Below are 23,083 nucleotides of genomic sequence, written 5' to 3'. Positions count from 1 at the left end.
GCGGTCACGGCCATGGACGATGACACCACCGAGATCGCCACGATCCTCGCCCACGCACGGATCCGGGACCGTATCGTCCGGCTCGCGCGGGGCGAGGACCGGCGCGACGCCACCCTGCTGAAGGATGCGTTCTGGCCCGATGCCACCGTGGATTTCGGAATCTTCGACGGCACCTTCGACCAGTACCTGAACTGGGTCGTCCCGGGTGCCCCGGCGGTGGTGGCGACCCAGCACCTGCTGGGGCAGACCTCCATCGACCTGCGGGACACGGTGGCGCTCGCCGAAACCCAGGTGATCGCCTACCACCGGCTCGATACCGGCCCCGAACACCGGGATTCGGTCCTCGGCGGCCGCTACCTGGACCGGTTCGAACGACGGGACGACCGGTGGCGGATCGGTAAACGCATCATGCTCTACGACTGGGTGCAGGACCAGGGCGTCTCGGTGGACTGGTCGCGGGGTGTCCTGGGCGCGCCGCTGCGGGAGGACCGGTTCATCGGGCGCGCGCACGGTGACTACAGCGAGAAGTTCTTCGGTGAGTAGGTATCCGGCGCCGGGCCCGCTGTCCGGGCGAGTCGCGGTGGTCACCGGTGCCAGTCGCGGGATCGGCAAAGGGATCGCGCTGGCGCTCGCCGAGAACGGCGCGACGGTGTACGCGACCGGCCGGACCGTGGAGTCCGGCGATCACGAACTCCCGGGAACCATCGGGGAAACCGCCGCCGAATGCACGCGCCGGGGTGGTAGCGGGATCGCGGTACGTGTCGATCACCGCGCCGACGACGAGGTCGCGGCGCTTTTCGACCAGGTGGCCGCCGAGCAGGGCCGGCTGGACATCCTGGTGAACAATGCCTTCGCGCTGCCGGCGGATCTCACCGATCCGGAACCCTTCTGGGAGAAGCCGCTGTCGAACTGGGAGATGGTGGATGTCGGGGTCCGGTCGAATTTCGTGGCCGCCCGCTGCGCCGTACCCCTGATGCTCCCGCGGAATTCCGGGCTGATCGTCGCGATCTCCGGCTATACCGGTGTCGCCTACACCTACGGTGTCGTATTCGGCACCGCGAAATCGGCGGTCGACCGGATGGCCCGGGATATGGCGATCGAGCTGAAATCCACCGGTATCGCCTCGGTCGCCCTGTGGCAGGGGCTGACGCTCACCGAACGCGCCGAGCGCAATCTGGCCGCCGTTCCCGGGCTTTCCGCGCAGGCGGCCACCACACCCGCCCACGGTTGCTCGCCGGAGTATCCCGGACGGGTGATCACCGCGCTCGCCACGGATCCCACGCTCATGAACCGCAGCGGCGGTACCTTCATCGCCGCGGAATTGGGGCGGGAGTACGGCATCACCGATATCGACGGCCGGGAGATCCCCTCGCTGCGGGATATCCGCGGGGCACCGATCTGGACACCTGTCACCTGACCAGCACCCGACCTCCGAGGACACCATGACCACCACAGACCGGCAGGACCGGCTCGCCGCACTGCTGGACCGGCAGGACATCGTCGACTGCCTGACCCGGTTCAGCCGCGGAATGGACAGATTCGATCGCGTGCTGTTCCTGTCGGCGTTCCATCCCGACGCGGTCATCGCCGCCGGAGAGTTCGTCGGCGGCCCCGGCGATCTCTACGAATGGGCCGCGCCCATGCACGAACAGGGCCAGTCGGCCACCCAGCACAACCTGCTCAACCACACCTGCGATATCGACGGCGATACCGCGCACACCGAGACCTACTACCTGTTCGCGGCGCGCAACCGGGACGAGACCAACTGGCTGGCCGGCGGCCGGTACCTCGACCGGCTGGAGCGCCGGGACGGCGAGTGGCGGATCGCGTTGCGCACCAATGTCGTCGAATGGTCGGGGACGGTCCCGACCCTGCCGCTTCCGTTCGCCGGGGTGGCGGACCTGTTCGCCGACGGTGCTCCCGCGCGCAGCGGTGCTGACCCGTCCTACACGCGCCCATTGCGCAATCGGCGGCCACGCAATATCCCGGGCTGACGGCACTGCCCGGCCCCGCACCGGCGCACAACGAATCCGATCACGGACCGCGGGCGGTACCGGGAGATTCCGAACACGGACGAGAAGGAGAGGGATATGGAGCGGATATTCCCGCTGAAACCCCGGGACTGGCCGGCGGAACTACGGACCTTCTTCGCCGGTTTCCGGTCCCGGGTGCACCACGGCGGCCCCGCCCCGGCGAATACCCGGTCCGGGACCAACCTGCTGGGCACGCTGGCCCGCTATCCCGCGCTCACCATGGCCTTTCTGTCCTTCAACGGGCATTTCCTCTACGACACGAAACTCACCGACCGGCAACGGGAACTGCTCATCCTGCGTGTCGCCCACCTGTGGGACAGCGACTACGAATGGGCCCAGCACGTAGTACTCGGTGGCAACGCGGGGCTCACCGACGACGAGATCGCCCGGATCGGGGCAGGGCCCGACGCTCCCGGCTGGGCACCGGAGGAGGCCGGGCTGCTGCGGGCCGCCGACGATCTGCGCGATACCGGCGCGGTCGATGACAGCACCTGGCAGGCGCTGGCCGAGACGTTCGACGAACAGCAGCTGATGGACATAGTGTTCACTGTGGGCACCTACGCGATGCTGGCCATGGCTCTGCGCTCCTTCGGGGTCCGCCCCGAACCGGACCTGGCCCCGTATCTGCCGGTACCCGATGCGTTCGGTATGCGGAGTCCCGTATCCGGCGCGGTGGACCCGGCCGTGACCCGAAGCAGCGAAGATTCGGAGCAGTGATGAGCGAAGAACCCGTTCCGTCCGGCTACCGGCAGCGTCCCGACTACCGCGTGGACCTGCTCGCCCGCACCAATGTCATGACCGCGACCCTCGGTTCGCGGCAGCTGGCCGTCAGCGATGCCTGCCTGGTGGTGGACGAACAGGATCACGGTCTGGTCGTGTACTTCCCGCGCGACTCGGTGGACCTGACCCAGCTCGAAACCGTCGACCTGCACACCGTCTGCCCGTTCAAGGGTGAAGCGTCCTATTGGACCGTGCCCGGCAGCGAACGGCCCTGGATCGCCTGGACCTATCCGCATCCGCACCCGCCGGTCGCCCGGCTCGCGAGCTATATCGCCTTCGATCAGAGCGTGGTCGCCGTGACCGTCGGCGCCGGCCGCTATACGGGGGTCCGGTCGTGAGCGGCCGGCCCGACCCGGAACACACCGGGATCCCCGAGTCGTCGATGGCGCGGATGGTCGAGATCTTCGATGTACGGGCCGATCCGGCCGAACCCGCGCATTTCTCCGGCGACAGCGACGGCGGAAGCAGAAGGGTCGTGGACGGCAGCCAGATCCTCGGCCAGAGCATCGTCGCGGCGACCCGGGCCCAACCCGGCCGGACCGCCCGCACCGCGCACGCGCTGTTCGTCTCGGCCGCCGATCCGGATATCCCGCTGGATTTCACCGTCACACCGATCAGGTCCGGCCGGAGTTTCGCCAGTGCCACGGTGACCGTGCGGCAGGGTTCGAAGGTCCGGACGAGTTGTACGGTACTGCTGGATTCGCCGCAACCGGACCTGGTGCGCCGGGACCGGCCCGCCGGCCTGCCGGTCGCGGGCCCCGAAACCGCCGGGCCGGAAGGCAGTCTGGCCTTGCCGGGGCGCGAGGTCCGGATCATCGACTGTGCCGATATCAACGACCCGGACGAAGTGGGGCCGCCCGTGGTCGACGCGTGGCTGCGCTACGACGAGGTCCCCACCGCCGACGAACTCCGGCGCGCCGTCCTCGCCCATTTCACCGGTCATCTCGGGATCTCCACCGCACTGCGGCCGCACGCGGGTCTCGGTACCGCCCAGGCCCATCACACCTTGTCGACCGCGCCGATGGGTATCGGTATCACCTTCCACGACCCGGTGGCATGGGACGGGTGGTTGCGCTACCACCACGAGGCCACCTTCGTCGGTGCGGGGACCGCGCATATCCGCGGTCAGATCAGCACCGGCGACGGTGCGCTGATCGCCTCGTTCACCCAGGACGCCATGATCCGCGCGTTCGACAGCGGGCCGGTGAACGAGATACCCAGCGCGGCCCGCCTGTGATCAGCGGCGGCCCTGGCCGGAGCGGATCGCCTGCTGGGCCAGGGTCGACGACGCGTTGACGATACCGTCGTCGAACCGTTCCAACAGCAGTGACTGTGTGGCGGCCAGATGAGCGCACGCCATATGCTCGGCCGCCGAGGCCTGCCCCGACGCGATATCGTCCACGATCTTCTGATGGGTGCGGACCGCGGCCCGGGCCTGTTCCGGCGACGGGTATTCGCCGCGCCCGGTCAGTGCTTCGGCCCACGCCTCCTCCTGGGCCGACCAGAGGGCGACCAGGCTGCTCACCACATACCGGACCGTCGCGTTCGGGGTGAACGACACCACCAGATCGTGGAACTCGCGGGCGGTCTGGGTGAACGCCACACCGTCGTCGATCAGGTCCATGGATTTCTCGACGTTCGCGGCGAGTACCGGGACCACTGCCTCGAGCCGATCCGCGCGGCGCGCGCATTCCGCGGCGCACATCGGTTCGAGCATCTGCAGTCCGGTGGCGAGATCCCGCAGCGTCACCCGGCCGCCCTGTAGAGCGAGGCCGAGATGATAGGCGGCCGAGGTCTCGTCCGGCCGGTGCACCTCCGCGCCGCCGACGTTCCCGCGCCGCACGGTGACCAGACCTTCGGTCTCCAGGATCCGGATCGCTTCCCGGATCGACGGGTAGGAGACACCGAATTCCTGGACCAGCTGATCCTGGGTGGGCAGCCGGTAGTCGTCGGTGCCGTTGAGGATCCGGGTCCGTAATTCGGCCGCCACGGTCTGGGCCACCCGGTGCTGGGTGACCCGGCCCCGCCGGGGGGCCGTCACCGGGACCGCTCCCGATCGCAGAAATGCGCCATACCCGGGAGTTTATCAGTGAACCTGTTAGTTCTTAAAAGATTGCAAAGGTTGTAAAGATGGCCGATGCGGGCGTACCGAGCGGCCGTGGGTTCAGGTGTTGTCCCGTTTGAACTGGTTCACCGGACCTTTGTCCATCCGTACTTCGACGCGTCCGTCCGGGTGCAGGATCGCCGTGGGCCGGTGTTCGGAGAATCGCCGGCTGTAGAGCTCCAGTCGTTCGATGAGCACGCCCTCCGGACGGTTGTAGACGATGCCCGGTACGCAGGTGAAGATCCAGCTGGATTTCTTCGCCTGGTCGGCGGGGATGGACACACTGTCGGCACCGTTCTCGATCGACAGCGTGACCCGGTACTTGTGGAACGAACCCGTGCCGTTGTTGATCGCCGAATACGCCACCGGGATCACCGCGAGGATCTGCGGGGTGAGCCGGACCTCGATGATCTCCTCGGTCCGGCCGCCGCCGCGCTGCACATCACCACGACCCCGGTCGCCGAGATGACGCACCAGATCGCCGTGCTGCGGGTTCGCCGGGATACCGGCGGCCGGGAAGGTCGCCACGTGTACGACATTCCCGTCCGCCAGGACGACGAGGGCATAGGCCTCGTAGTCGGTACCGCTCGCCCATGCCACCCGCAGCCGGACCAGCGGGGCCTTCTCGAGCAGGACCGGCGGCGCGCCCTTCGTGAGAGTTACGGCGCCCTTGGTGAAATTCACCCCGGGTGCCGGCGGCCGCGCGGGAGCGCCCGGGGCGGGGTGGGACGGCGGTGGCACGGAACCGGTGGCCGGAAATCCCGCGGCCGCCGGTGCCGGCGCGGGGTAGGGCGGGGCTCCGGGAACCGGCGTGGTGGGTACGGGGTGTGGATGTGGTTCCGGCGGAACGGGCGGTGCCGGTGCGGTGGGCGGGGCCCACTGCTGGGGCGCCGGTGGAACGAACGGGGCGGGCGGCGGTGCGGCGGGCGTGGGTGGCGGGGACGGGGCGTCGTCCACCGTGATCCCGAAATCGGTTGCCAGCCCGGCCAGCCCGGTCGCGTATCCCTGCCCCACATTGCGGATCTTCCACGCGCCCGCCCGCCGGTACACCTCCGCCAGGACGACGGTGGTCTCGGTGCTGAGGCCGGTGATGGGCAGGTCGTAGCCCGCTCCGGGGCGTTCGTCGATGCGTACGTGCAGCTCGCGGCCGCCGAAGGTGCCCGAGTCCACCGAGGCGGAGACCACGAGCCGGTCGATGTCCGGCGCGATCCCCGCGAGATCTATCTCGATCGCACCCTCGACGAGCCGGACGGCGCCGTCGGGCGAGACCGGCTGGTTGTAGAAGACGAAATCCTCGTCGCCGCCGACCTTGCCGTTCGCCCGCAGGCACAGGGCGGTCAGATCGATGGTGCTGGGCGTGGCGGAGACCCGCAACTGCCCACCCGTAACGCTGACGTTGCCGCCTTTACTGATCACTCGGGACATCTGTACTCCGGCGCGCTCGACTCTGTTGTCCTGTCCAGACTAGGGCCGGGCGTTCGTTCCGGAGCCCGGTGCGCCGGTCGCGGCCGACGCTGCTCGTTTCCGGTGTGTGGTTGATCGGACAACTATTTTCACCAGCGAGAATTCATTCCTTGCCGCCGTGGATACGAAATGGATAATCCATCGGTACGCCGAATCCGGTCCAGATTGTGGAAAAGAGTATTCATATGGTGTCAGTTCTTCTCGGACGTTGACCGGAGTGGGACCGGAATTCCCGTCCCGGTACGGGTGGATCTCTGCCGCGGGCAGATGGTTCCGGCGCGGGAGATATTGTGCGGCATTGTTTTACGGAATTCTCGTGCTGCCGGGAGGAATCGGCGCGGTGGCGGTGGCCGCCGAGCCCGGCCGGACGGAGCACCCGGTCTCACGGATGGACGGTTTGTCCTGGACAGGGGTGGTCGACTCGGGTGGTGTCCCGCTGGCCGATTACTCGTTCCTGATCGACCGGGGTGGGCTGTCCGGACCCGGTGACACGGTTTTGTGGACGCTGCTCGGTCTGGAATTCGTCGGTTACATGGTTATCGTGACCACGGCGATATGGTTCATCGGATATGCCCTGAGTTTCCAATGGATGGAATTGTTCTCGTCGGCCGTTCACGGTGTGGCGGAGGCGATATCCCGGCAGCTCGCCGATCCGGTGATATCGATCACCGCGGCGACGATCGGCGCATTTATAGTGGCGTGGTTCATAATTCGCGGCAGCCCGGCACGGGCCGCGCGGCAAATGGTGACCATGACCGCGGTGGCGGTGCTCGGCGGACTGCTGCTGTTCGGCCCGGCGCCGGATCTGCTGTCGCCCGACGGGTGGCCGGCCCAGGGCCGCGATGTGGGTCTCGCGGTCGCGGCGGGGCTGAACGGTTCGGAACCGGATCGTCTCGTCGAGACGCTGTCGGCGGATATCTCGGACGATTTCGCGCGGAATCCGGTGCAGGTGTGGAACTTCGGGCATGTGCTCGACGGCCGGTGCGCCGCCGTGTGGAACGCGGGGGTCGCCGAGGGCGCGGCCGACGGCCTGCGCGCGCATATGGCCGGCTGCGGCGATACCGCCGCCGCCGCGCGAATCGCCCACCCCACGACAGGTCAGCTCGGTATCGGTCTGCTCCTGCTGTTGTGCGGCGCTGTCCTGCTGGTTTTCGCCGTCACGCTGGCCTGCCTCGTGGTCCGGTGCGCACTGGATACGGTCTACCACGGGATCCTGGCGATCTTCGGGCTCGTCGCCGGCGGCTATGTCTACGGGCCGACGCAGACCTTTCTCGTCCGCAATCTCGTCACCTGTGGTTTCGCCGCGTTCCGGATGTGCGCCTTCACCGTGTTCCTCGGTATCTACCTGCTGTTCCTGGGGAACCTCTTCGATCAGGCGCCGGGGCAGGTGGTCACGGTGATCGTGGTCGCCGCGCTCGTCGAGATCGTTGCGATCTCCCAGTTGGCGCGGCTCCGCCGTGCGCTGACCAGGGGGACCGGGCAGGTGACCGAGCGAATCGGTACGGCCTTACAGGGCCGGTCGGCCCCGGGCCCCGGCGGCGGGGGCGGCGCCGGTGGCCGAACCACGGGCGGGCACGAACCCGGCCTCATCGGCACGCTCGGTGCCGTGAATACGCTGGACAATTCACCGCTGGTGGCGTGGATCGCGGCCGGTACCGTACATCCGTTCCACCCGCTCGCCCGCGGTGCCCGGCGCGTGCAGCGGGCGGCTGCCGTATCCAGCGCGAGTATGGAGGAGTCCTACCGCTGGAGCGATCTGGCCCGCCACAACTGGCGGTTGGTCGCGCTCCGGGAAGCCGAGCGATTCGGAGGCGCGGGCAGTGAGATGGGTGTGGCGCGGACATTGAAGATGATGCGCGACAACCGCATCCCGGACTCACAGCTGGCGCCGGTGCTGCGCGCGATCGGCGCGTCCGATCACCTGATCGCGGGAGCGTTGGAGGCATTCGCCGTACAGGAGGCGACCAGATCGCAGGGGCCCTACGGGTTCCTACCCCTGCAGAAGACGGTCGCGGCGGCCTACGCGGCGAACAACCGGGCCGGTGAGCCCGGTGCGCGGGCCTTCGCGGCGCAGGCCGTGGTGGCGGCGGAGGGTTTCGCACGGCACAGCAACGCGCCCACCGCGAACGCCGTCCTGGATCACGACTTCATCCGGCGGGTCGAGCGGAACTGGGATTCCGGACGTGCGCTGCGTGCCGCGATCACCCCCGCGGAATGGAATTCGGTGGGTCGCGATACCCGCTGGTCGATCGGTAGCCGGCTCGCGACGGCGCACCTCGCCACCGCGCAGCGGTATTACGACGATCCGACGGAAGCCAACCGCCTCCTGCTCATGCGCTCGGCGATGCGCGTGGCGAATCTGGATCATCTCGATCCCGCGGAGGGATTGGACCCGTGGCAATCCTGAACAGTGCGGGCCCGGTTCACCCGGCCACACGGTGCCCGGATCACCCGACGGCAGGCGGCCCGATTTCCCGGACCGCCTGCCGCGAGGTGTGGCGCTCGCCCGGCCCCTCATGCCGTGCCGGGCGAGCAGATCGGTACAGCGCTCAGGATTCGACGCCGCTGATCTCGTTCGGCACCTCGTCGAGTGTCACCGACGCGGTCACCGCGCCGGAGGCCAGATCGATCCGGTGGATCTGCTTGTTCGCCGTATCGCTGACATAGGCAATACCGCCGCGCACATACAGCGCGGGGCGCGGCTGCTGCCAATCGATCGGTTCCTGCCACGGATCGACCACCTCGATCGTCCGCACGATCTCGCCGCTCGCCGGATCGATCACGCGCAGCCCACCGTCGGTGCCGAGGACGAGGGCCTCGCCTCCGGGTCCGCGGGCCAGCGACCGGAAGGTGTAGCTGGTGCCGATATCGACCAGGCGCATGGTGCCCGATTCGGTATCGATCAGCGAGATCTGCTCGGGACGTTCCAGTTCCGCGTGCTCATCCTTCTTGTAGTCGCCCAGGACGATCGGCGACTCCTCGCTGCCGGCCTGATTTCCGATCCGGCCGTAGGGGGTCGGGCTGGTGACCTTGGTGAGTTTGCCGTCGCGGTAGACCAGGACACCGTTCTCGCAGCCGACGACCAGCGTGTCGCCGGCCGCGGTGGCCTCGCCGTGTACTCCGGGGCACTGTTCGCTGCGGGCGATCTCCTGCCGCCCGGCGTCCAGGATCGCCAGCCCGACCCGCTCCTCCGCGGTGCCGAGCGTGACGGCCATTTCACCGCTCTCCAGTTCCACCGCCACCCCGTGATGCGGTTCCGGCGTCCGGTATTCGGAGGTCGGCGGGGCGCCCGCGGCGAGGTCGGCGGGATCGAACGAGGTCACGGTGCCGGCGCCGTCGGAGAACAGCACGGTACGTCCGGCGTGGCGCACCACATGCCCCGGTTTCGGACCCGGGAACTCGATATCGGTGAACTGCCCGCCGACGGCGTCGAACACCCGGAATCCGTCGGAGACCGAGACGATGATGTGCCGGTCGTCGCCGGCCGGGTTGATCCGGTTGAATCCGGCGAGCTCGACGCCGCCGGACCGGACCAGGGTATTGCCGTCCAGGAGATGGATACCGCCGTCGTAGGTCACCGCCAGTGGTTCGGCGATCGCCTGTTCCGCCGTGGTGTCACCGCCACAGCCGCTCAGTGCGACGACCGCGGTGAGCAGGCCGGACAGGGCCGCGGCCCGTTTCGGGCCGGTCCGAATATGCATGAGCTCCCTCATTCTGTTGTGCTGGCTGCGGCAGCGAGATATCGCAGCTGTCCCGGGGTTACGCGGCAGCCAGACCCTCGACCATGGCGGTGGTGTTGGCGCGCATCATTTCCAGGTAGGTGGCCGCGCCTTCGCCGGGCGCGGTCAGTGATTCCGAGTGCAATCCGACAATGCGCACCTGCACACCCGCCTGTTCGGCGAGGGCCCGGGCCAGCCGGTCCGGGCGGGCGGAATCGACGAAGATCGCCGGTACCCCGGTGGTGCGGACGGCGGCGGCCAGATCCGCGAGGTCGGCGGCGCTCGGCGAGGCCAGGGTGGTACCGCCCGGGATGACGGCGCCCACCACCTCGAAGTCGAAACGTGCCGCAAGATAACCGAAGACATGATGATTGGTGACCAGTTTGCGGCGTTCGGGCGCGATACCGGTGAACTGATCGGACATCCACTGCCCCAACCGGTCGAGTTCGGTGAGATAGCGGTCGGCGTTGGCGCGTACCGTGCCGGCGTCGATATCGGGCACCGTGTCGATCACCCGGTCGCGGATCACCTCCACCGCGCGGTGCACCCGCCGCGGGTCGGTCCAGAAATGCGGATCGGGTCGTCCGGCGGCGTCACCGGCCCGGTAGGGGAGCGGTTCGATCTCGGCGCCCACCGGCAGGGTCGCGACTCCGGCGTCCGCGGCGGCCGCCACATGACGCGCCAGGCCTTCTTCGAGCCCGAGCCCGTTCTCGACGATGAGATCGGCATCGCCGAGTACCGCGGCCTGCTGCGCCGAGAGCGCGAAGGAATGCGGGTCGGAGTTCGGCGGCATCAGCACGGTGGTCGGCGCGGCGTCGCCGACCACCGCACGGGTGATATCGCCGAGAATATCGGTGGTGACCACGACGCCGGCGCCGCCGGAATCCGTGACACCGCAGCCGGCGAGGGGCGCGATCGCGACGAGCAGTGCCGCGCAGAGTCGTAGTGCGGTGTTCATCGTCCGGTCTCCACCATCAGGTCGGGCGTGATCTCGAGGTCGAAGGTGCGGGCGATGCGCAGATCGTCGGCATAGTCGATTTCGTGGATCCGCCGGCCGGCCGGATCGTTGACATAGGCCCGTTCCGCGTCCACCAGGAGGACAGGTGGTGTGGCGGGATCCACGGGCCCGGCCAGTACCGGACGCCGCGCGGTTTCGGCTCCGGTCTCCGGGTCGTAGGAGTGCAGGACACCGCCGGGGTCCAGGGTGAGGACATCGGTCCCGGCGCCCGCGGTGGTCGCCGCGGTGACCGGCCCGGTCGCGATCGGCCGCCAGCCGCGCTGCCCGATATCGAGGACGAGCACGCGCGAATCCCGGACGGCCACCAGCACATCGCTGCCGCGACGGTGGAAGAACCGGGGTGTGCTGCCGGTGATGCCCGCCGGGTACGGCAGCTTCTCGGCGGTGAAACGGTCGTCGCGTTCGGTCACCAGGAGCGCGCCGTCGGCACAGGAGAATACGGCGCCGCGGCGGGTGAGCGCGTGCCCCCCCGGGTGCGCGCACGGTGGTTCCAGGGTCTGCACCGGCGCGTTCGCCCGGTCGCGGATCTGGATGCGCCCGGTACCGCGCTCCGGCACCAGCAACTTACCGCCGTAGGGGAGGGCGGCTCCGTCGAGCACCGGGCCGGGCGTGAGCGTGCCCTCGTCGAGTGCCGCCCGGTCGGCCAGTGCCGTCGAACCGTTGTCGAGAACCGGTGCGGCGAGCGCGGTATCGCTGTGCGCGGTGCGGACCGATCCCGGCAGTACTCCGACCCGGCGGGGCTGGGCCCGGTAGTAGTGCACGTGGTCGCCGTGGTCGACGACCCAGCTCCCGCTGTCGAGGATCGTGGTCTCGGTACCGGTCGCGAGGTAGGCGTACCGGCCGTCGTCCGCGATATGCGCGACACCCGGGACCGGATCCGCGCTGTCGACCTCCTCGGTCACCAGATCGAGGATCCGCACCGTACCCGAGGCCCGCTCGGCGATCACCAGTCGTGATCGGGCGCTCGCGCTCTCCTCGGCGCCCTCGACGTAGCCGTGCGGTACCGATTCCGTGGTGGATTCGTTCTTTTCGCTGCCGCAGGCCGCTACCGGAACGAGGAGCAGCGCGGCTGTGACGGCCCCGATCGCCCGGCCGGTCCGGTTCTTTCCACTACGCGGACTACCGGCGTCCGGACCGGTACCCGGCCCGCCCCGCGTCCTACCGCGTAGTGCCGCGCGGAGGCGGGCACCGATCGCGACAGTGAAGAAGATCGCCACCGCGACCGCGGCGATGGTCGCCCCCGCCGCGGTACCGGCGTGCCAGGAGACGAGCAGGCCGCCGACCGTGGCCAGCGCTCCGAAAACGGCTGCCAGCAGCATGATCCGCGGTATCCGGTGCGTGCAATAGGTGGCGGCGGCGGGCGGTGCGACCAGTAGGCCGAACACCAGCAGGGTCCCCACGATATGGAAGGACGCGGCGATGGCCAGCGTCAGCAGCGCGAGCAGGGCGACCTGTGCCCGGCCCGGCCGCAATCCGAGCGTCTGCGCGGTACGCGGATCGAAGGCGAGGGCGAGGAATGCCCGATGCCCCAGCACCGTGATCACCGCGGCCGCGCCGAGGGCGGCCAGCAGGAAGAGCAGATCGCGCGGCCGCGTCGCGAGGACATCGCCGAAGAGGAATCCGGTCAGGTCCACCGCGAAGGATCGGGAGCGCGAGATCAGGATGACTCCGGCCGCGAGCATGCCCACGAACAGCAGTCCGATACCGGTATCGGTGGACAGCCGCCGGTTCCGGCTGAGCACCGAGACCCCGGCCGCCATGGCCGAGGCGCTCACCACCGCGCCCAGGAGGAGGTTGCCGCCGAGCAGGGCGGCGACCGCGACCCCCGGCAGCATGCCGTGCGCCATGGCCTCGCCGAGGAAAGCCATCCCGCGCACCACGACCCAGGTTCCGGCGAGCGCGCACAGGCAGGAGACCAGCAGTCCGCCCCAGAGAGCTCGTTGTACGAAGGTGACTTCGAACGGGGCGATCAGCCAATCCATGAATACAGAGACTAAACTGATAACGATTGTCATTACAAGTTGTTTTGCGGGAGTCACAGTATGCGCACGGCGGACATCGAGATCACCGGCTTATCCGCCGGCTATCGGGGAAATCGGGTATTGCACGAGGTCGGCGCGCGGATACCGGGTGGCCGGGTCACCGCGCTGCTGGGGCCCAACGGCTCCGGGAAGTCGACCCTGCTCGCCGTGCTCGGCGGTATCGTGACGCCGCTGGCCGGCACGGTCACCGGGCTCGGCAGATCCCGCCCGGCGCTGGTGGTCCAGCAGCAGGCGGTACCCGCGACCCTGCCGATCACGGCCGGCGAAACGGTCGTCATGGGTCGCTGGGCGCATCGGGGCCTGTGGCGCCGCATCACCCGGGCCGACCGCGCGATCGTCGCGGATTGCCTGGCACGGATGGATATCACCGATCTCGCCGACCGCCGGCTCGACACCCTCTCCGGTGGCCAGCGTCAGCGCGTCCTGCTCGCCCGCGCGCTGGCCCAGCAGTCCGAACTGCTGTTGCTCGACGAGCCCGGTACGGGATTGGACGCGGCCGCGCGGACAGCCATCGGCGCGGCGATCCGGGACGCCGCCGCTGCCGGGGTCACCGTCGTGCACGCGACGCACGATCCGGTCGAGGCGCGCGACGCCGACCACTGCCTGCTGTTGCGCGACGGACGGGTGGTCGCCCAGGGGGAGCCGGGGACCGTACTGGCCGCGGCCGCCTGATCGCCGCCGGCTGCCTCCGCGCCTGCCACCGGGAGTTTCCCGGGCGGAGTGACCTGCTGGGCCCGGAGCGTCGCCGGAACCCTGGTGCGACGATGAGAACATCCTCTACTGTTTGTCTCACCGCTCGCCGGTAGGGACGACAAGGAGGTCGGATCGTGGTCGCTCGCCCGCTGCCCACACCGCCGGCGGCCCTGTCCGGCGAGCCGGAATCGAACGAGGGGAGCCGTAGTGCAGAACCGCCCGACCGCAGCCGAACTGCTGGAATCACTCGCCGAACTGCTGGAGGACACCCTGCTGCCGGCGCTGCCGGCGGATCTGCAGCACCGCGCCCGGGTCGGCGCGAATCTGGCCCGCATCCTGGGACGTGAGGTGGAACTCGGGCCCGCGGCGGCACTGCGTGAGCAGGAACTGCTCGCGGCGGTACCCGTCGGCGACGACGAGGCGCTGTGGCAGGCGCTCACCGAAGTGGTCCGCGCCGACCTCGCCATCGCGAAACCGGGCTACGACAGCTGGGAGGGCGAATGAGCGGCGATCCGGTCCGCGGCCTGACCGATTATCTGACCGGTGTGTTCGGCGAACCGGTCACGATCACCGATTTCCAGTTCCTCTCGGCGGGAGCGCGGCGGCGCAATATCGCGTTCACCGCCACGGCGGGCGGAACACCGCGCCGCCTGGTCGCGACCATTGTGCCGCCCGCCGTCGAACTGATGCCGGTCGACGGTGAGGCCGGAGTACGCGAACTCGCCCGGGCACACGGTGTACCGGTACCGGCCGTCGTCGCGGTCTGTACCGATACCGCCTATGTGGGCGAACCCTTCGTCGTCTCCGCGCATATCGACGGAGAGACCGTGCCGCGCCGGGTGTTACGGACCCTCGCCGCCTCCGGTAACGCGACGGAGACCGCGCGCCAGTGGGGCGCGGCCATGGCCCGGCTGCACAGTATCGATCCGGCCGCCGCGCCGGAATCGGTTCCGGCGGCGGGCGCCGATCCGGCGGCCGGACATCTGGCCGAAGTCGAGGCCGGCGCCCGCGCGCTGCTGTCGGACCGGCCCGTGTTCTCCCTCGCCCTGCGCTGGCTGGAGAAACGGCTGCCCGGCCCACCGCCCGCCCCCGCGCTGGTGCACACCGATATGCGCAACGGCAACCTCATCATCGGCGCCGACGGTCTGCGCGCGGTACTGGACTGGGAGGGGACCCAGCGGTTCGGTGACCCCATGCGTGATATCGCCTGGCCCGCCCTGCGGATGTGGCGTTTCCGGGAGGACGCGCGCGAATTCGGCGGTTTCGCCGATCGCGCGACCTTCGTCGGCGCCTACGAGGAGGCGGGTGGGATCTTCGATCTGGATCGTTTCCGCTGGTGGAAGGTGATGGGCACGCTGTACTGGGGGGTCGGGCTGGCCCAGCAGGCGGCCGCCCATCTCGACGGCACCGTCCGCGATATCGTCATGGCCGCCAGCGGGCGCCGCGTATCGGAAATCGAATGGGATCTGCTCATGCAGATCCGTCCCCGCGCGAAAGCATAGGAGAGATCGTGGATTTCGAGTTGCCCGCCGACCTGTCGGCCTATCTCACCGAACTCGACGAATTCATCGAACGCGAGATCCGGCCGCTCGAACAAGCCGACGACAACATCCGCTTCTTCGACCACCGCCGTGAGGACGCCCGGACCGATTGGGACCGCGGCGGCCTGCCCACCGCGGACTGGGAGGCACTGCTGGCCGAATCCCGGCGCCGCGCCGACGAAGCCGGTCACTATCGCTACGCGTTCCCCGCGGAGTTCGGCGGCCGGGACGGCACCAACCTCGGGATGGCGGTGATCCGGGAGCATCTGGCCCGCCGTGGCCTGGGCCTGCACTGCGATCTGCAGAACGAGCACGCCATCGTCGCGAACAATGTCGGCCTGCTGCTGATGCTGGAATACGGGACCGCCGAGCAGAAGGCGCAGTGGGTGGACGGTCTCGCCGCCGGGACCCGCTTCTTCGCTTTCGGGATCACCGAACCCGAACACGGCTCCGACGCGACCCATATGGAGACGACCGCCGTCCGCGACGGCGACGAATGGGTGATCAACGGAACCAAGACCTGGAACACCGGTGTGCATATCGCCGATGCCGATCTGATCTTCGCCCGCACCTCCGGTGTCGCCGGGGAGGGCCGGGGTATCACCGCCTTCCTGGTACCCACCGATACGCCGGGCTTCCGGGTCGACGAATATCTGTGGACCTTCAATATGCCCACCGACCATGCCCGGGTCTCGCTCACCGAGGTACGGGTCCCGGATTCGGCGATCTTCGGCCGGGAAGGCCGCGGACTGGGTGTGGTCCAGCATTTCTTCAACGAGAACCGCATCCGGCAGGCCGCATCCAGTCTCGGCGCCGCCCAGTACTGCGTGGATCGCGCGGTGGCCTACGCCAACGAACGCAAACCGTTCGGCAAGCCGCTGTCGTCGAATCAGGCCATCCAGTTCCAGCTGGTCGAACTGCACACCCAGTGCGAGATGTTGCGCGCGCTGGTGCACAAGACCGCCTGGTCGATGGATACCTACGGCACTTTCGCGGTCTCCGAACAGGTCTCGATGTGCAACTACTGGGCCAACCGGTTGTGCTGTGAGGCAGCCGATCGCGCCATGCAGGTGCACGGTGGCCTCGGCTATTCGCGTTACACCCCGTTCGAGCACATCTATCGCCATCACCGCCGGTACCGCATCACCGAAGGCGCGGAGGAGATCCAGATGCGCCGGGTGGCGGGTTATCTGTTCGGGTTCATGGATCGCGCCGTGGTGAAGGGCGTCGGAGCCGGACCGTCCTAGCGGGTATCGCGAAATCTCCCGCGCCGCGGCGGACGCGGCGGTGGAACAGTGCCGGCGCGCTCGTTGATGCGCCGGGTCGGAGACAGGAGCACCGATGAGCGCGCAGCCGAAGAAGGTCCTGATCGCCAATCGTGGTGAGATCGCGGTGCGGGTAATCCGGGCGGCGCAGGCACTGGGTATCGATACGGTGGGACTGCGGGCGGCCGACGAGCACGACGCCCCGCACGCGACCCGGTGCGATGAACTGGTGGTGTTGCCCGGGACCGGCCCGGCCGCGTATCTGGATTCCGGTGCGATCCTCGACGCGGCGGCCGCCACCGGTGCGACCGCGATCCATCCCGGTTACGGATTCCTCTCGGAGCGCGCCGATTTCGCATTTGCCTGCGCCGCCGCCGAGATCACCTTCGTCGGTCCCGATGCGGGGACACTGGAGCTGTTCGGAAACAAAGGCCGGGCCCGGCGCGCGGCGGTGGCGCAGGAGGTACCGGTGCTGCCCGGCACCACCGGGCCGACCTCGCAGGCGGAAATGGCGGATTTCCTGGCCGCGCAACGGGCGCCGATCATGGTGAAGGCGCTCGCCGGCGGTGGTGGGCGTGGTACCCGGGTGGTCCGATCCGCCGACGAACTGGCGGAGGCGTACGCGCAGTGCCGGGCCGAGGCGCTGGGCGCTTTCGGGGCCGGTGATCTCTACGCCGAGCGGCTGCTCACCGGTGCCCGGCATCTGGAAGTCCAGCTGGTGGGCGACCACACCGGAACGGTCTGCCATCTGTGGGACCGGGACTGCACCGTGCAACGGCGCCACCAGAAACTGGTGGAGATCGCGCCGAGTACGACACTACCGCCGGACGCCCGCGCCCGGATGCTGGATTCGGCCGTGCGGCTGGGCCGCGCCGCGGGTCTGCGCGGGGTGGCGACCGTGGAGTTCCTCGCGCTGCCCGACGGTACGTTCTACTTCCTGGAGGTCAACCCGCGAATCCAGGTGGAGCACACGGTCACCGAGCTGGTCACCGGGGTCGATCTCGTGCTGGTCCAGCTGCGCCTGGCGGCCGGTGCCACGCTCACCGAACTCGGGCTCGACCGGGTACCGGCCACGACCGGTGCGGCGGTGCAGATCCGGGTGAACGCCGAAACCGCCCGGTCCGACGGAACCGTGGTGCCCGCCGCCGGTACGGTCACCGGGTTCGAGATGCCGACCGGTGCGGGGATACGGGTGGATACGGCCGCGCGGACCGGTATGCCCGTGGATCCGCGGTTCGATTCACTGCTGGCCAAGATCGTGGTCCACCACCGTGACGGATTCACCGCGGCGCACCGGCTGGCGGTTCGCGCGCTGGCCGAGACCGCGATCGTCGGTGTACCCACGAATCTGGCCGTCCAGCGCGCACTGCTCGCCGATCCCGCGTTCGCCGCCGGTGATTACGACACCACCTGGGTCGATCGGGAAATCGGGCGACTGCTCGAGCGCGCGCGGGAACTGGAGCCCGGTACCGCCGCCGATCCGCCCGCCCGCTCCGGTGCTGCGCCGAGCGCGTTCGCCGGATACACCGGCGGCGGCCACCCGGCCGCGCTGCCCGCGTCGGCGGCATTCGACGGCCGTACCGGCGAAGTGGTGCGCACCGGCACCGCCGGAGTGGTGGTAGCGATCGAGGCCGAACCGGGACAGGACGTCGCCGCCGGTGCGACGGTGGTCGTCGTCGAGGCGATGAAGATGCACTATCCGGTGCGCACCGACCGAGCCGGAACCGTCGCGGCGATCGCCGTACGGATCGGTGACCATCTCCCCGAGGGGACCGCGGTCGTACTGGTGACCCCGGCCGCTGATACCGGATCGGCTACCCGAGCCGTGGCAGATATCGCCGATCCGGGCCGGATCCGTCCCGATCTCGCCGCACTACGTGAGCGCCGGGCCCGATTGTCCGACGAATCCCGCCCCGAGGCGGTCGCCCGGCGGCACCGGCTCGGTATGCGCACCGCCCGGGAGAACATCGCCGCGCTCACCGATGAGGGCCTCCTGGTCGAATACGGTGGTTTCGCCGTCGCCGCCCAGCGCGGGCGCCGCGATCTCGCCGACCTCGAGGCCCGTACTCCGGCCGACGGTATAGTCACCGGCCTCGGGCGGATCAACGGCGACCTGTTCCCCGCCGAGCGCAGCACCTGTGCCGTCCTCGCCTACGACTACACCGTATTGGCCGGTACCCAGGGCTATTTCAGCCATCAGAAGACCGACCGGCTGCTCGAACTCGCCCGTACCCGCGGCTATCCGGTGGTCCTGTTCGCCGAGGGCGGTGGCGGGCGGCCCGGCGACAGTGATCCGCCGATGGTGGCGGGCCTGCACTATCCGACCTTCACCACGATGGGCTCACTCAGCGGTGTGGTGCCCACCATCGGTATCGCCGCCGGACGGTGCTTCGCCGGGAACGCGGCCCTGCTCGGGATCTGCGATGTCGTGATAGCCACGGAGAGCTCGACTATCGGCATGGCCGGTCCGGCGATGATCGAGGGCGGCGGACTCGGTGTCCACACGCCGGAGGAAGTCGGTCCGATCGAGGTGCAGCGCGCCAACGGCGTGGTGGATATCGTCGTCGCCGACGAAGCCGAGGCGACCGAGGTCGCGCGTCGCTATCTCGGGTACTTCCAGGGGAATGTGCCCGGGTTCGAGGTGGCCGATCAGCGGACGTTGCGGCAGCTGGTTCCGGAGGACCGCAAACGCGTCTACGACATCCGGACGGTGATCGACACACTGTTCGATATCGGCTCGGTCCTCGAACTCCGCCGCGATTTCGCGCCGACCGTGATCACCGCGCTGGCCCGGATCGAGGGCGCTCCGGTCGGGGTCGTGGCGAACAATCCCGCGCTGCTCGGCGGTGCGGTGGATGCGGCCGGTGCCGATAAACTCGCGCGTTTCCTCCAGCTGTGCGACGCCTACGGACTGCCGGTTGTATCCCTGTGCGATACACCGGGTTTCATGGTCGGTCCGGACTCCGAACGGGAGGCCGCGGTCCGGCATTTCCCGCGCCTGTTCGTCCTCGGCGGCCATCTGACCGTGCCGCTGGTGACGGTCGTGCTGCGCAAGGGGTACGGGCTCGGCGCGCTGGCGATGGCCGGGGGCGGTTTCCACAACACCGATATGATCGTCGCCTGGCCGACCGGTGAATTCGGCGGAATGGGGCTGGAGGGCGCGGTGCACCTGGCCGCCCGGGATGTACTGGCGGCCATCGCCGATCCGGTCGAGCGGGCGCGCCGGTTCGACGAGCTGGTCGCTCTGGCCTACGCGCAGGGCAGCGCGGTGAACACCGCCGCGCATCTGGAGATCGACGATGTGATCGATCCGGCCGATACCCGTGCAGTACTGTCCGCGGCGCTGCTCGCGCAGCCCGGCCCGCCCCGTACCGGCTGGCGCAACAGTGCGCGCAGTACGGGTATCGATACCTGGTGAACAGCGGACTCGCGGCGCCGGTGCCGAGTGCCGAGCCGCCTGTCTTCCGGTATCCGCCGGCGATCGTGGACCTGTCCCGGCCGGTCGCGATCTAGGTATCGACGGGTACAGCCGCGGTGGATTCCGCGGTGGCGAGCAGTTCGGCGAGGCGTGCGCTCATGGCCCGTCCGGCGGTCAGCAGCGGTTCGGTGGAGCGCAGGGTGCGGCTCAGGACGAACGCACCCTCGAGCGCGGTGACGATACCCAGGATCAGTTCCCGGGCGGTATCCGGCGTCAGTCCGCGCCCGACGAAATACGTTGTCCCGTCGCTGATCCAGGCCTCGACGATCTCGGCGAGTACCTCCCGTAGGCCGGGTTCGGCATCGGCGACCTCACCGGCGACCGTCCCCACCGGGCACATATTGATCCACCCGGTCTGCTCGATCTGCTCGGCCGCGGCGGCGAATGTCGCGGGAAGCGCCTCGCGCAGGTCCGGGTAGGGGGTGAGCAGCAGCGGGATCAGCCGGCCGTAGGCGGTGCCGGCCGCCCGCAACGCGGCCGCGGCGAGTTCGGGTTTACCGCCCGGGAAGTGGTGATAGAGCGAACCCATCGGAACGCCCGCCGCCACGGTGATCTGTTTGACACCGGTTCCGCTGTAGCCGCGGGCGCGCAGCAGTTCGACGGTCGCGGTGATCAACCGGTCGCGGGTGCTGGTTGACAGCTTCTCGGCCACGGTCCCAGAATAGAGCAATCACTCTAGAGCGATCGCTCGAAAGGGGTCAGTGAATGCCGACGGTTCAGCTTCCCGCAGGTCGGGTGCACTACGTGGAACAGGGAGCAGGCCCACCCGTGGTCCTGCTGCACGGGCTGCTGATGAACCACACGATCTGGGATACGACCCTCGAACTGCTGCCGCCCGGATTCCGCTATATCCGGCCCGACCTACCGCTGGGCGCGCATCCGATCCCGCTCGAACCGGGTACCGATCTGAGCCTGCGCGGACTGAACGGCCTCGTCGCCGATTTCCTCGCGGCCCTGGACCTCGACGATGTGGTGCTGGTCCACAGTGACTGGGGCGGTGCGCTGTTCCTCACCGCGTACGGACTCGACGAACGGGTCGGCCGGCTGATCGTGCTGCCCTGCGAGGCCTTCGACAACTTCCCGCCCGGCCTGCCCGGTAAAGCGTCGATGCTGGCGAGCTATCTGCCGGGCGGGGTGGTGCTGGCCTTGCGGCAGCTGCGGATCGCCCGGTTGCGCGCACTGCCGCCGCTCTTCGGCTGGATGGCTCGTGAACCGCTCCCGGACGACCTGGTGCGCGGCTGGACCGAACCCGGGCTCCGAGACCGCCGCATCCGCCGGGACCTGCTCGCCTACACCCGGTCGGGTTTCCGCACCCGGGAGCTGATCGCGAATACCGAAGCGCTGAGCCGGTTCACCGGTGACGCCCTGATCCTCTGGTCGTCGGCGGGCAAGGTGATGCCCCGCGAACACGGCCGCCGGCTCGCCGAACTCGTCCCCGGCGGCCGGCTGGTCGAGATCCCCGACGCCTATGTGCTGTCCATGCTGGACCGGCCCGACGCCGTGGCATCGGCCATGGCCGAATTCCTGACGGCGGATCGCGCCGGGCACGGGCGGTGACCGCATCGGTCCTCGCGGCCACCGGCCCGGACGACGGCGTCAGCCGGGCAACCGGGGGACGACCTCGGCGGCGAACAGCTCCATGGTCGCCGCCGCCTGTTTCGCGCCGACCATGAAGACCACCGCGTCGAGCCCCTGCGCGGCGCGTTCCGCGAGCCGGTCGGCCACCATGGCCGGGGTGCCCACATAACCCTCGTCGAGCGCGAACGCGTCCGCGCCGAAACGGCGCCGGGCCCGGGCCGCGACCTCGGGCAGTTCGCGCTCGTCGGCGGCGAGGGCGAGAACGGCCTGATGGGAGCGGCGGATATCGGCCGGATCGCGGCCGATCCGTGCGCATTCGGCATCCAGCAGATCGGACAGCCGCCGCTGATCCGGTAGGCCGTAGGTGGGGAGGTTCCAGACATCGGCGTAGCGGGCGACCAGCGGCAGCGTGTATTTCGGGCCGGTGCCGCCGATATGGATCGGCGGCCGGGGACGCTGCACCGGGCCGGGCAGATTCGGGACCTCGTCGACGCGATAGTGCTCGCCCGCGAACGAGGTGCGCTCCTGCGCGAACATCGAGGTGATGATCTCCAGCGCTTCACCGAGCCGCCCGGCGCGCTCGGCGGCCGTCCCCCAGGGCAGGCCGGTCCTGACGTGCTCATCGCGGATCGATCCACTGCCCAGCCCGAACTCGACCCGGCCCCGGGAGATGACATCCAGCGTGGTGACCATCCGGCCCAGAAGCGCGGGGTGCCGGAAATTGTTGCAGAGCACCAGCGCGCCCACCCGGAGTGTGGCGGTCGCGGTCAGCAGCGCCGTCGCGGTGGTCCAGGCCTCGAGCGAGGGGTGCTCGGGCAGCCCGGGCGACCAGAGGTGGTCGAAGAGCCAGAGCTGATCGAATCCGGTGCGCTCGGCCGTCCGGGCGATATCGAGCAGGGACGAGAATTCCGAAACGATCTGCGGTACATAGATCCCGAATTCCACATTCCGAAGCTAACAGTCCGGTCACCGGTACGGCACCGGTTCGCGTCGACTTCCGGTCATCCGGTCCGGCGGGCACCTCGGCGGACGTATTCTGCGCTGGTCCGCACATCACATTCTCGTACGTCGAGACGAGGTGAGTCATGGCAGGCAAGTTCGAACTGTTCACCGACGCGAGCGATAAATTCCGCTGGCGTCTCAAGGCCGGTAACGGCGAGACGATCGCCCAGAGCCAGGCCTACGCCACCCGGGATGCCGCCAAGAAGGGCATCGCTTCAGTGCAGACCAACGCGCCGAGCGCGGCGATCGTCGAGGTCGCCGGCTCCTGACGGCGGCTGCGTGAGCTGTCTCGCGGCGGCCGACGCAAGAACGATCGGATCGATGCTGCCGGAGCGGCCTGCGTCGCTGCACTTCAGGGTGAAGGCC

The 23,083-nt window shown here is 69.2% G+C and carries 21 protein-coding genes; 14 read left to right on the top strand and 7 right to left on the bottom strand.

What is annotated here, in order from left to right:
* The first annotated feature begins 12 nt into the window (after positions 1-12).
* From ACWEWT_RS16785 to ACWEWT_RS16760, 6 genes are all read left to right on the top strand, one after another.
* Positions 13-543: a nuclear transport factor 2 family protein gene (locus ACWEWT_RS16785; protein ID WP_452559859.1), complete on the top strand. Its 531-nt coding sequence runs from the start codon at positions 13-15 to the stop codon at positions 541-543.
* Positions 536-1,417 carry an SDR family NAD(P)-dependent oxidoreductase gene (locus ACWEWT_RS16780; protein ID WP_452559857.1) on the top strand — a complete coding sequence of 294 codons (882 nt, stop codon included), beginning with the start codon at positions 536-538 and terminating at the stop codon, positions 1,415-1,417. Before ACWEWT_RS16785 ends, ACWEWT_RS16780 begins: the two co-directional genes overlap by 8 nt.
* 25 nt (positions 1,418-1,442) lie before the next feature.
* Complete coding sequence (locus tag ACWEWT_RS16775; RefSeq protein WP_452559856.1) at positions 1,443-1,994, top strand: nuclear transport factor 2 family protein; 552 nt, start codon at positions 1,443-1,445, stop codon at positions 1,992-1,994.
* 96 nt (positions 1,995-2,090) lie between these two features.
* A complete protein-coding gene (locus ACWEWT_RS16770; RefSeq protein WP_452559855.1) occupies positions 2,091-2,750 on the top strand; it encodes a carboxymuconolactone decarboxylase family protein in 660 nt (219 codons plus the stop codon).
* Positions 2,750-3,151 carry a DUF427 domain-containing protein gene (locus ACWEWT_RS16765; protein ID WP_452559853.1) on the top strand — a complete coding sequence of 134 codons (402 nt, stop codon included), beginning with the start codon at positions 2,750-2,752 and terminating at the stop codon, positions 3,149-3,151. The genes ACWEWT_RS16770 and ACWEWT_RS16765 overlap by 1 nt, the downstream gene beginning before the upstream one ends.
* Positions 3,148-4,050, top strand: a complete 903-nt coding sequence (locus tag ACWEWT_RS16760) for an acyl-CoA thioesterase (RefSeq protein WP_452559852.1) — start codon at positions 3,148-3,150, stop codon at positions 4,048-4,050. The genes ACWEWT_RS16765 and ACWEWT_RS16760 overlap by 4 nt, the downstream gene beginning before the upstream one ends.
* Here the strand turns inward: ACWEWT_RS16760 and ACWEWT_RS16755 are convergent, their stop codons facing one another.
* Both ACWEWT_RS16755 and ACWEWT_RS16750 read right to left on the bottom strand, forming a co-directional pair.
* Positions 4,051-4,854, bottom strand: coding sequence for a FadR/GntR family transcriptional regulator (locus ACWEWT_RS16755; RefSeq protein ID WP_452559850.1), 804 nt, complete (start codon positions 4,852-4,854; stop codon positions 4,051-4,053).
* 123 nt (positions 4,855-4,977) lie between these two features.
* Entirely contained in the window at positions 4,978-6,342 is a 1,365-nt protein-coding gene (locus ACWEWT_RS16750) for a TerD family protein (RefSeq protein WP_452559849.1), read from the bottom strand.
* Between the two features lie 337 nt (positions 6,343-6,679).
* Here ACWEWT_RS16750 and ACWEWT_RS16745 point away from each other — a divergent pair, with 337 nt between their 5' ends.
* On the top strand, positions 6,680-8,788 hold the full coding sequence (locus tag ACWEWT_RS16745) for a hypothetical protein (RefSeq protein WP_452559847.1): 2,109 nt from the start codon (positions 6,680-6,682) through the stop codon (positions 8,786-8,788).
* Between the two features lie 142 nt (positions 8,789-8,930).
* Here the strand turns inward: ACWEWT_RS16745 and aztD are convergent, their stop codons facing one another.
* The 3 genes from aztD to aztB are packed head-to-tail and all read right to left on the bottom strand — an operon-like array spanning position 8,931 to position 13,100.
* Positions 8,931-10,082, bottom strand: a complete 1,152-nt coding sequence (gene aztD / locus ACWEWT_RS16740; protein ID WP_452559846.1) for a zinc metallochaperone AztD — start codon at positions 10,080-10,082, stop codon at positions 8,931-8,933.
* Positions 10,083-10,140: 58 nt separating this feature from the next.
* On the bottom strand, positions 10,141-11,058 hold the full coding sequence (aztC, locus tag ACWEWT_RS16735) for a zinc ABC transporter substrate-binding protein AztC (RefSeq protein WP_452559845.1): 918 nt from the start codon (positions 11,056-11,058) through the stop codon (positions 10,141-10,143).
* The gene (gene aztB / locus ACWEWT_RS16730; protein WP_452559843.1) at positions 11,055-13,100 is read right to left on the bottom strand and encodes a zinc ABC transporter permease AztB; all 2,046 of its coding nucleotides are present in this window, start codon (positions 13,098-13,100) and stop codon (positions 11,055-11,057) included. Before aztB ends, aztC begins: the two co-directional genes overlap by 4 nt.
* A gap of 60 nt (positions 13,101-13,160) precedes the next feature.
* Here aztB and aztA point away from each other — a divergent pair, with 60 nt between their 5' ends.
* The 5 genes from aztA (at position 13,161) to ACWEWT_RS16705 (ending at position 20,077) form a co-directional block, all read left to right on the top strand.
* Complete coding sequence (aztA, locus tag ACWEWT_RS16725) at positions 13,161-13,832, top strand: zinc ABC transporter ATP-binding protein AztA (RefSeq protein WP_452559841.1); 672 nt, start codon at positions 13,161-13,163, stop codon at positions 13,830-13,832.
* Between the two features lie 228 nt (positions 13,833-14,060).
* On the top strand, positions 14,061-14,357 hold the full coding sequence (locus ACWEWT_RS16720; RefSeq protein ID WP_452559839.1) for a DUF6285 domain-containing protein: 297 nt from the start codon (positions 14,061-14,063) through the stop codon (positions 14,355-14,357).
* Entirely contained in the window at positions 14,354-15,355 is a 1,002-nt protein-coding gene (locus ACWEWT_RS16715; RefSeq protein ID WP_452559837.1) for a phosphotransferase family protein, read from the top strand. Before ACWEWT_RS16720 ends, ACWEWT_RS16715 begins: the two co-directional genes overlap by 4 nt.
* Positions 15,356-15,363: 8 nt before the next feature.
* The gene (locus ACWEWT_RS16710; RefSeq protein ID WP_452559835.1) at positions 15,364-16,641 is read left to right on the top strand and encodes an acyl-CoA dehydrogenase family protein; all 1,278 of its coding nucleotides are present in this window, start codon (positions 15,364-15,366) and stop codon (positions 16,639-16,641) included.
* Positions 16,642-16,735: 94 nt separating this feature from the next.
* A complete protein-coding gene (locus ACWEWT_RS16705) occupies positions 16,736-20,077 on the top strand; it encodes a carboxyl transferase domain-containing protein (protein ID WP_452559833.1) in 3,342 nt (1,113 codons plus the stop codon).
* A gap of 91 nt (positions 20,078-20,168) precedes the next feature.
* Here ACWEWT_RS16705 and ACWEWT_RS16700 read toward each other — a convergent pair whose 3' ends face one another.
* Positions 20,169-20,789: a TetR/AcrR family transcriptional regulator gene (locus ACWEWT_RS16700; protein WP_452559831.1), complete on the bottom strand. Its 621-nt coding sequence runs from the start codon at positions 20,787-20,789 to the stop codon at positions 20,169-20,171.
* 53 nt (positions 20,790-20,842) lie between these two features.
* Here ACWEWT_RS16700 and ACWEWT_RS16695 point away from each other — a divergent pair, with 53 nt between their 5' ends.
* Positions 20,843-21,694 (top strand): alpha/beta fold hydrolase, encoded by an 852-nt coding sequence (locus ACWEWT_RS16695; RefSeq protein ID WP_452559830.1) that lies wholly within the window; start codon positions 20,843-20,845, stop codon positions 21,692-21,694.
* A gap of 39 nt (positions 21,695-21,733) precedes the next feature.
* Here the strand turns inward: ACWEWT_RS16695 and ACWEWT_RS16690 are convergent, their stop codons facing one another.
* On the bottom strand, positions 21,734-22,660 hold the full coding sequence (locus ACWEWT_RS16690) for an LLM class flavin-dependent oxidoreductase (RefSeq protein WP_452559828.1): 927 nt from the start codon (positions 22,658-22,660) through the stop codon (positions 21,734-21,736).
* 140 nt (positions 22,661-22,800) lie between these two features.
* Between ACWEWT_RS16690 and ACWEWT_RS16685 the strand changes: the two genes are divergently transcribed.
* On the top strand, positions 22,801-22,986 hold the full coding sequence (locus ACWEWT_RS16685; protein WP_452559826.1) for a YegP family protein: 186 nt from the start codon (positions 22,801-22,803) through the stop codon (positions 22,984-22,986).
* Positions 22,987-23,083 lie beyond the last annotated feature (97 nt).

Source organism: Nocardia sp. NPDC003963, assembly GCF_053605105.1.
This window is presented reverse-complemented; position numbering and strand designations above follow the sequence as displayed.

Excerpts from the sequence above, each read along its gene's own strand:
- ACWEWT_RS16685 (WP_452559826.1), top strand. The coding sequence starts at position 22,801 with ATGGCAGGCAAGTTCGAACTGTTCACCGACGCGAGCGATAAATTCCGC.
- ACWEWT_RS16770 (WP_452559855.1), top strand. The coding sequence starts at position 2,091 with ATGGAGCGGATATTCCCGCTGAAACCCCGGGACTGGCCGGCGGAACTA.
- ACWEWT_RS16715 (WP_452559837.1), top strand. The coding sequence starts at position 14,354 with ATGAGCGGCGATCCGGTCCGCGGCCTGACCGATTATCTGACCGGTGTG.
- aztD (WP_452559846.1), bottom strand. The coding sequence starts at position 10,082 with ATGCATATTCGGACCGGCCCGAAACGGGCCGCGGCCCTGTCCGGCCTG.
- ACWEWT_RS16695 (WP_452559830.1), top strand. The coding sequence starts at position 20,843 with ATGCCGACGGTTCAGCTTCCCGCAGGTCGGGTGCACTACGTGGAACAG.
- aztC (WP_452559845.1), bottom strand. The coding sequence starts at position 11,058 with ATGAACACCGCACTACGACTCTGCGCGGCACTGCTCGTCGCGATCGCG.
- ACWEWT_RS16705 (WP_452559833.1), top strand. The coding sequence starts at position 16,736 with ATGAGCGCGCAGCCGAAGAAGGTCCTGATCGCCAATCGTGGTGAGATC.
- aztA (WP_452559841.1), top strand. The coding sequence starts at position 13,161 with ATGCGCACGGCGGACATCGAGATCACCGGCTTATCCGCCGGCTATCGG.
- aztB (WP_452559843.1), bottom strand. The coding sequence starts at position 13,100 with ATGGATTGGCTGATCGCCCCGTTCGAAGTCACCTTCGTACAACGAGCT.
- ACWEWT_RS16750 (WP_452559849.1), bottom strand. The coding sequence starts at position 6,342 with ATGTCCCGAGTGATCAGTAAAGGCGGCAACGTCAGCGTTACGGGTGGG.
- ACWEWT_RS16765 (WP_452559853.1), top strand. The coding sequence starts at position 2,750 with ATGAGCGAAGAACCCGTTCCGTCCGGCTACCGGCAGCGTCCCGACTAC.
- ACWEWT_RS16785 (WP_452559859.1), top strand. The coding sequence starts at position 13 with ATGGACGATGACACCACCGAGATCGCCACGATCCTCGCCCACGCACGG.
- ACWEWT_RS16775 (WP_452559856.1), top strand. The coding sequence starts at position 1,443 with ATGACCACCACAGACCGGCAGGACCGGCTCGCCGCACTGCTGGACCGG.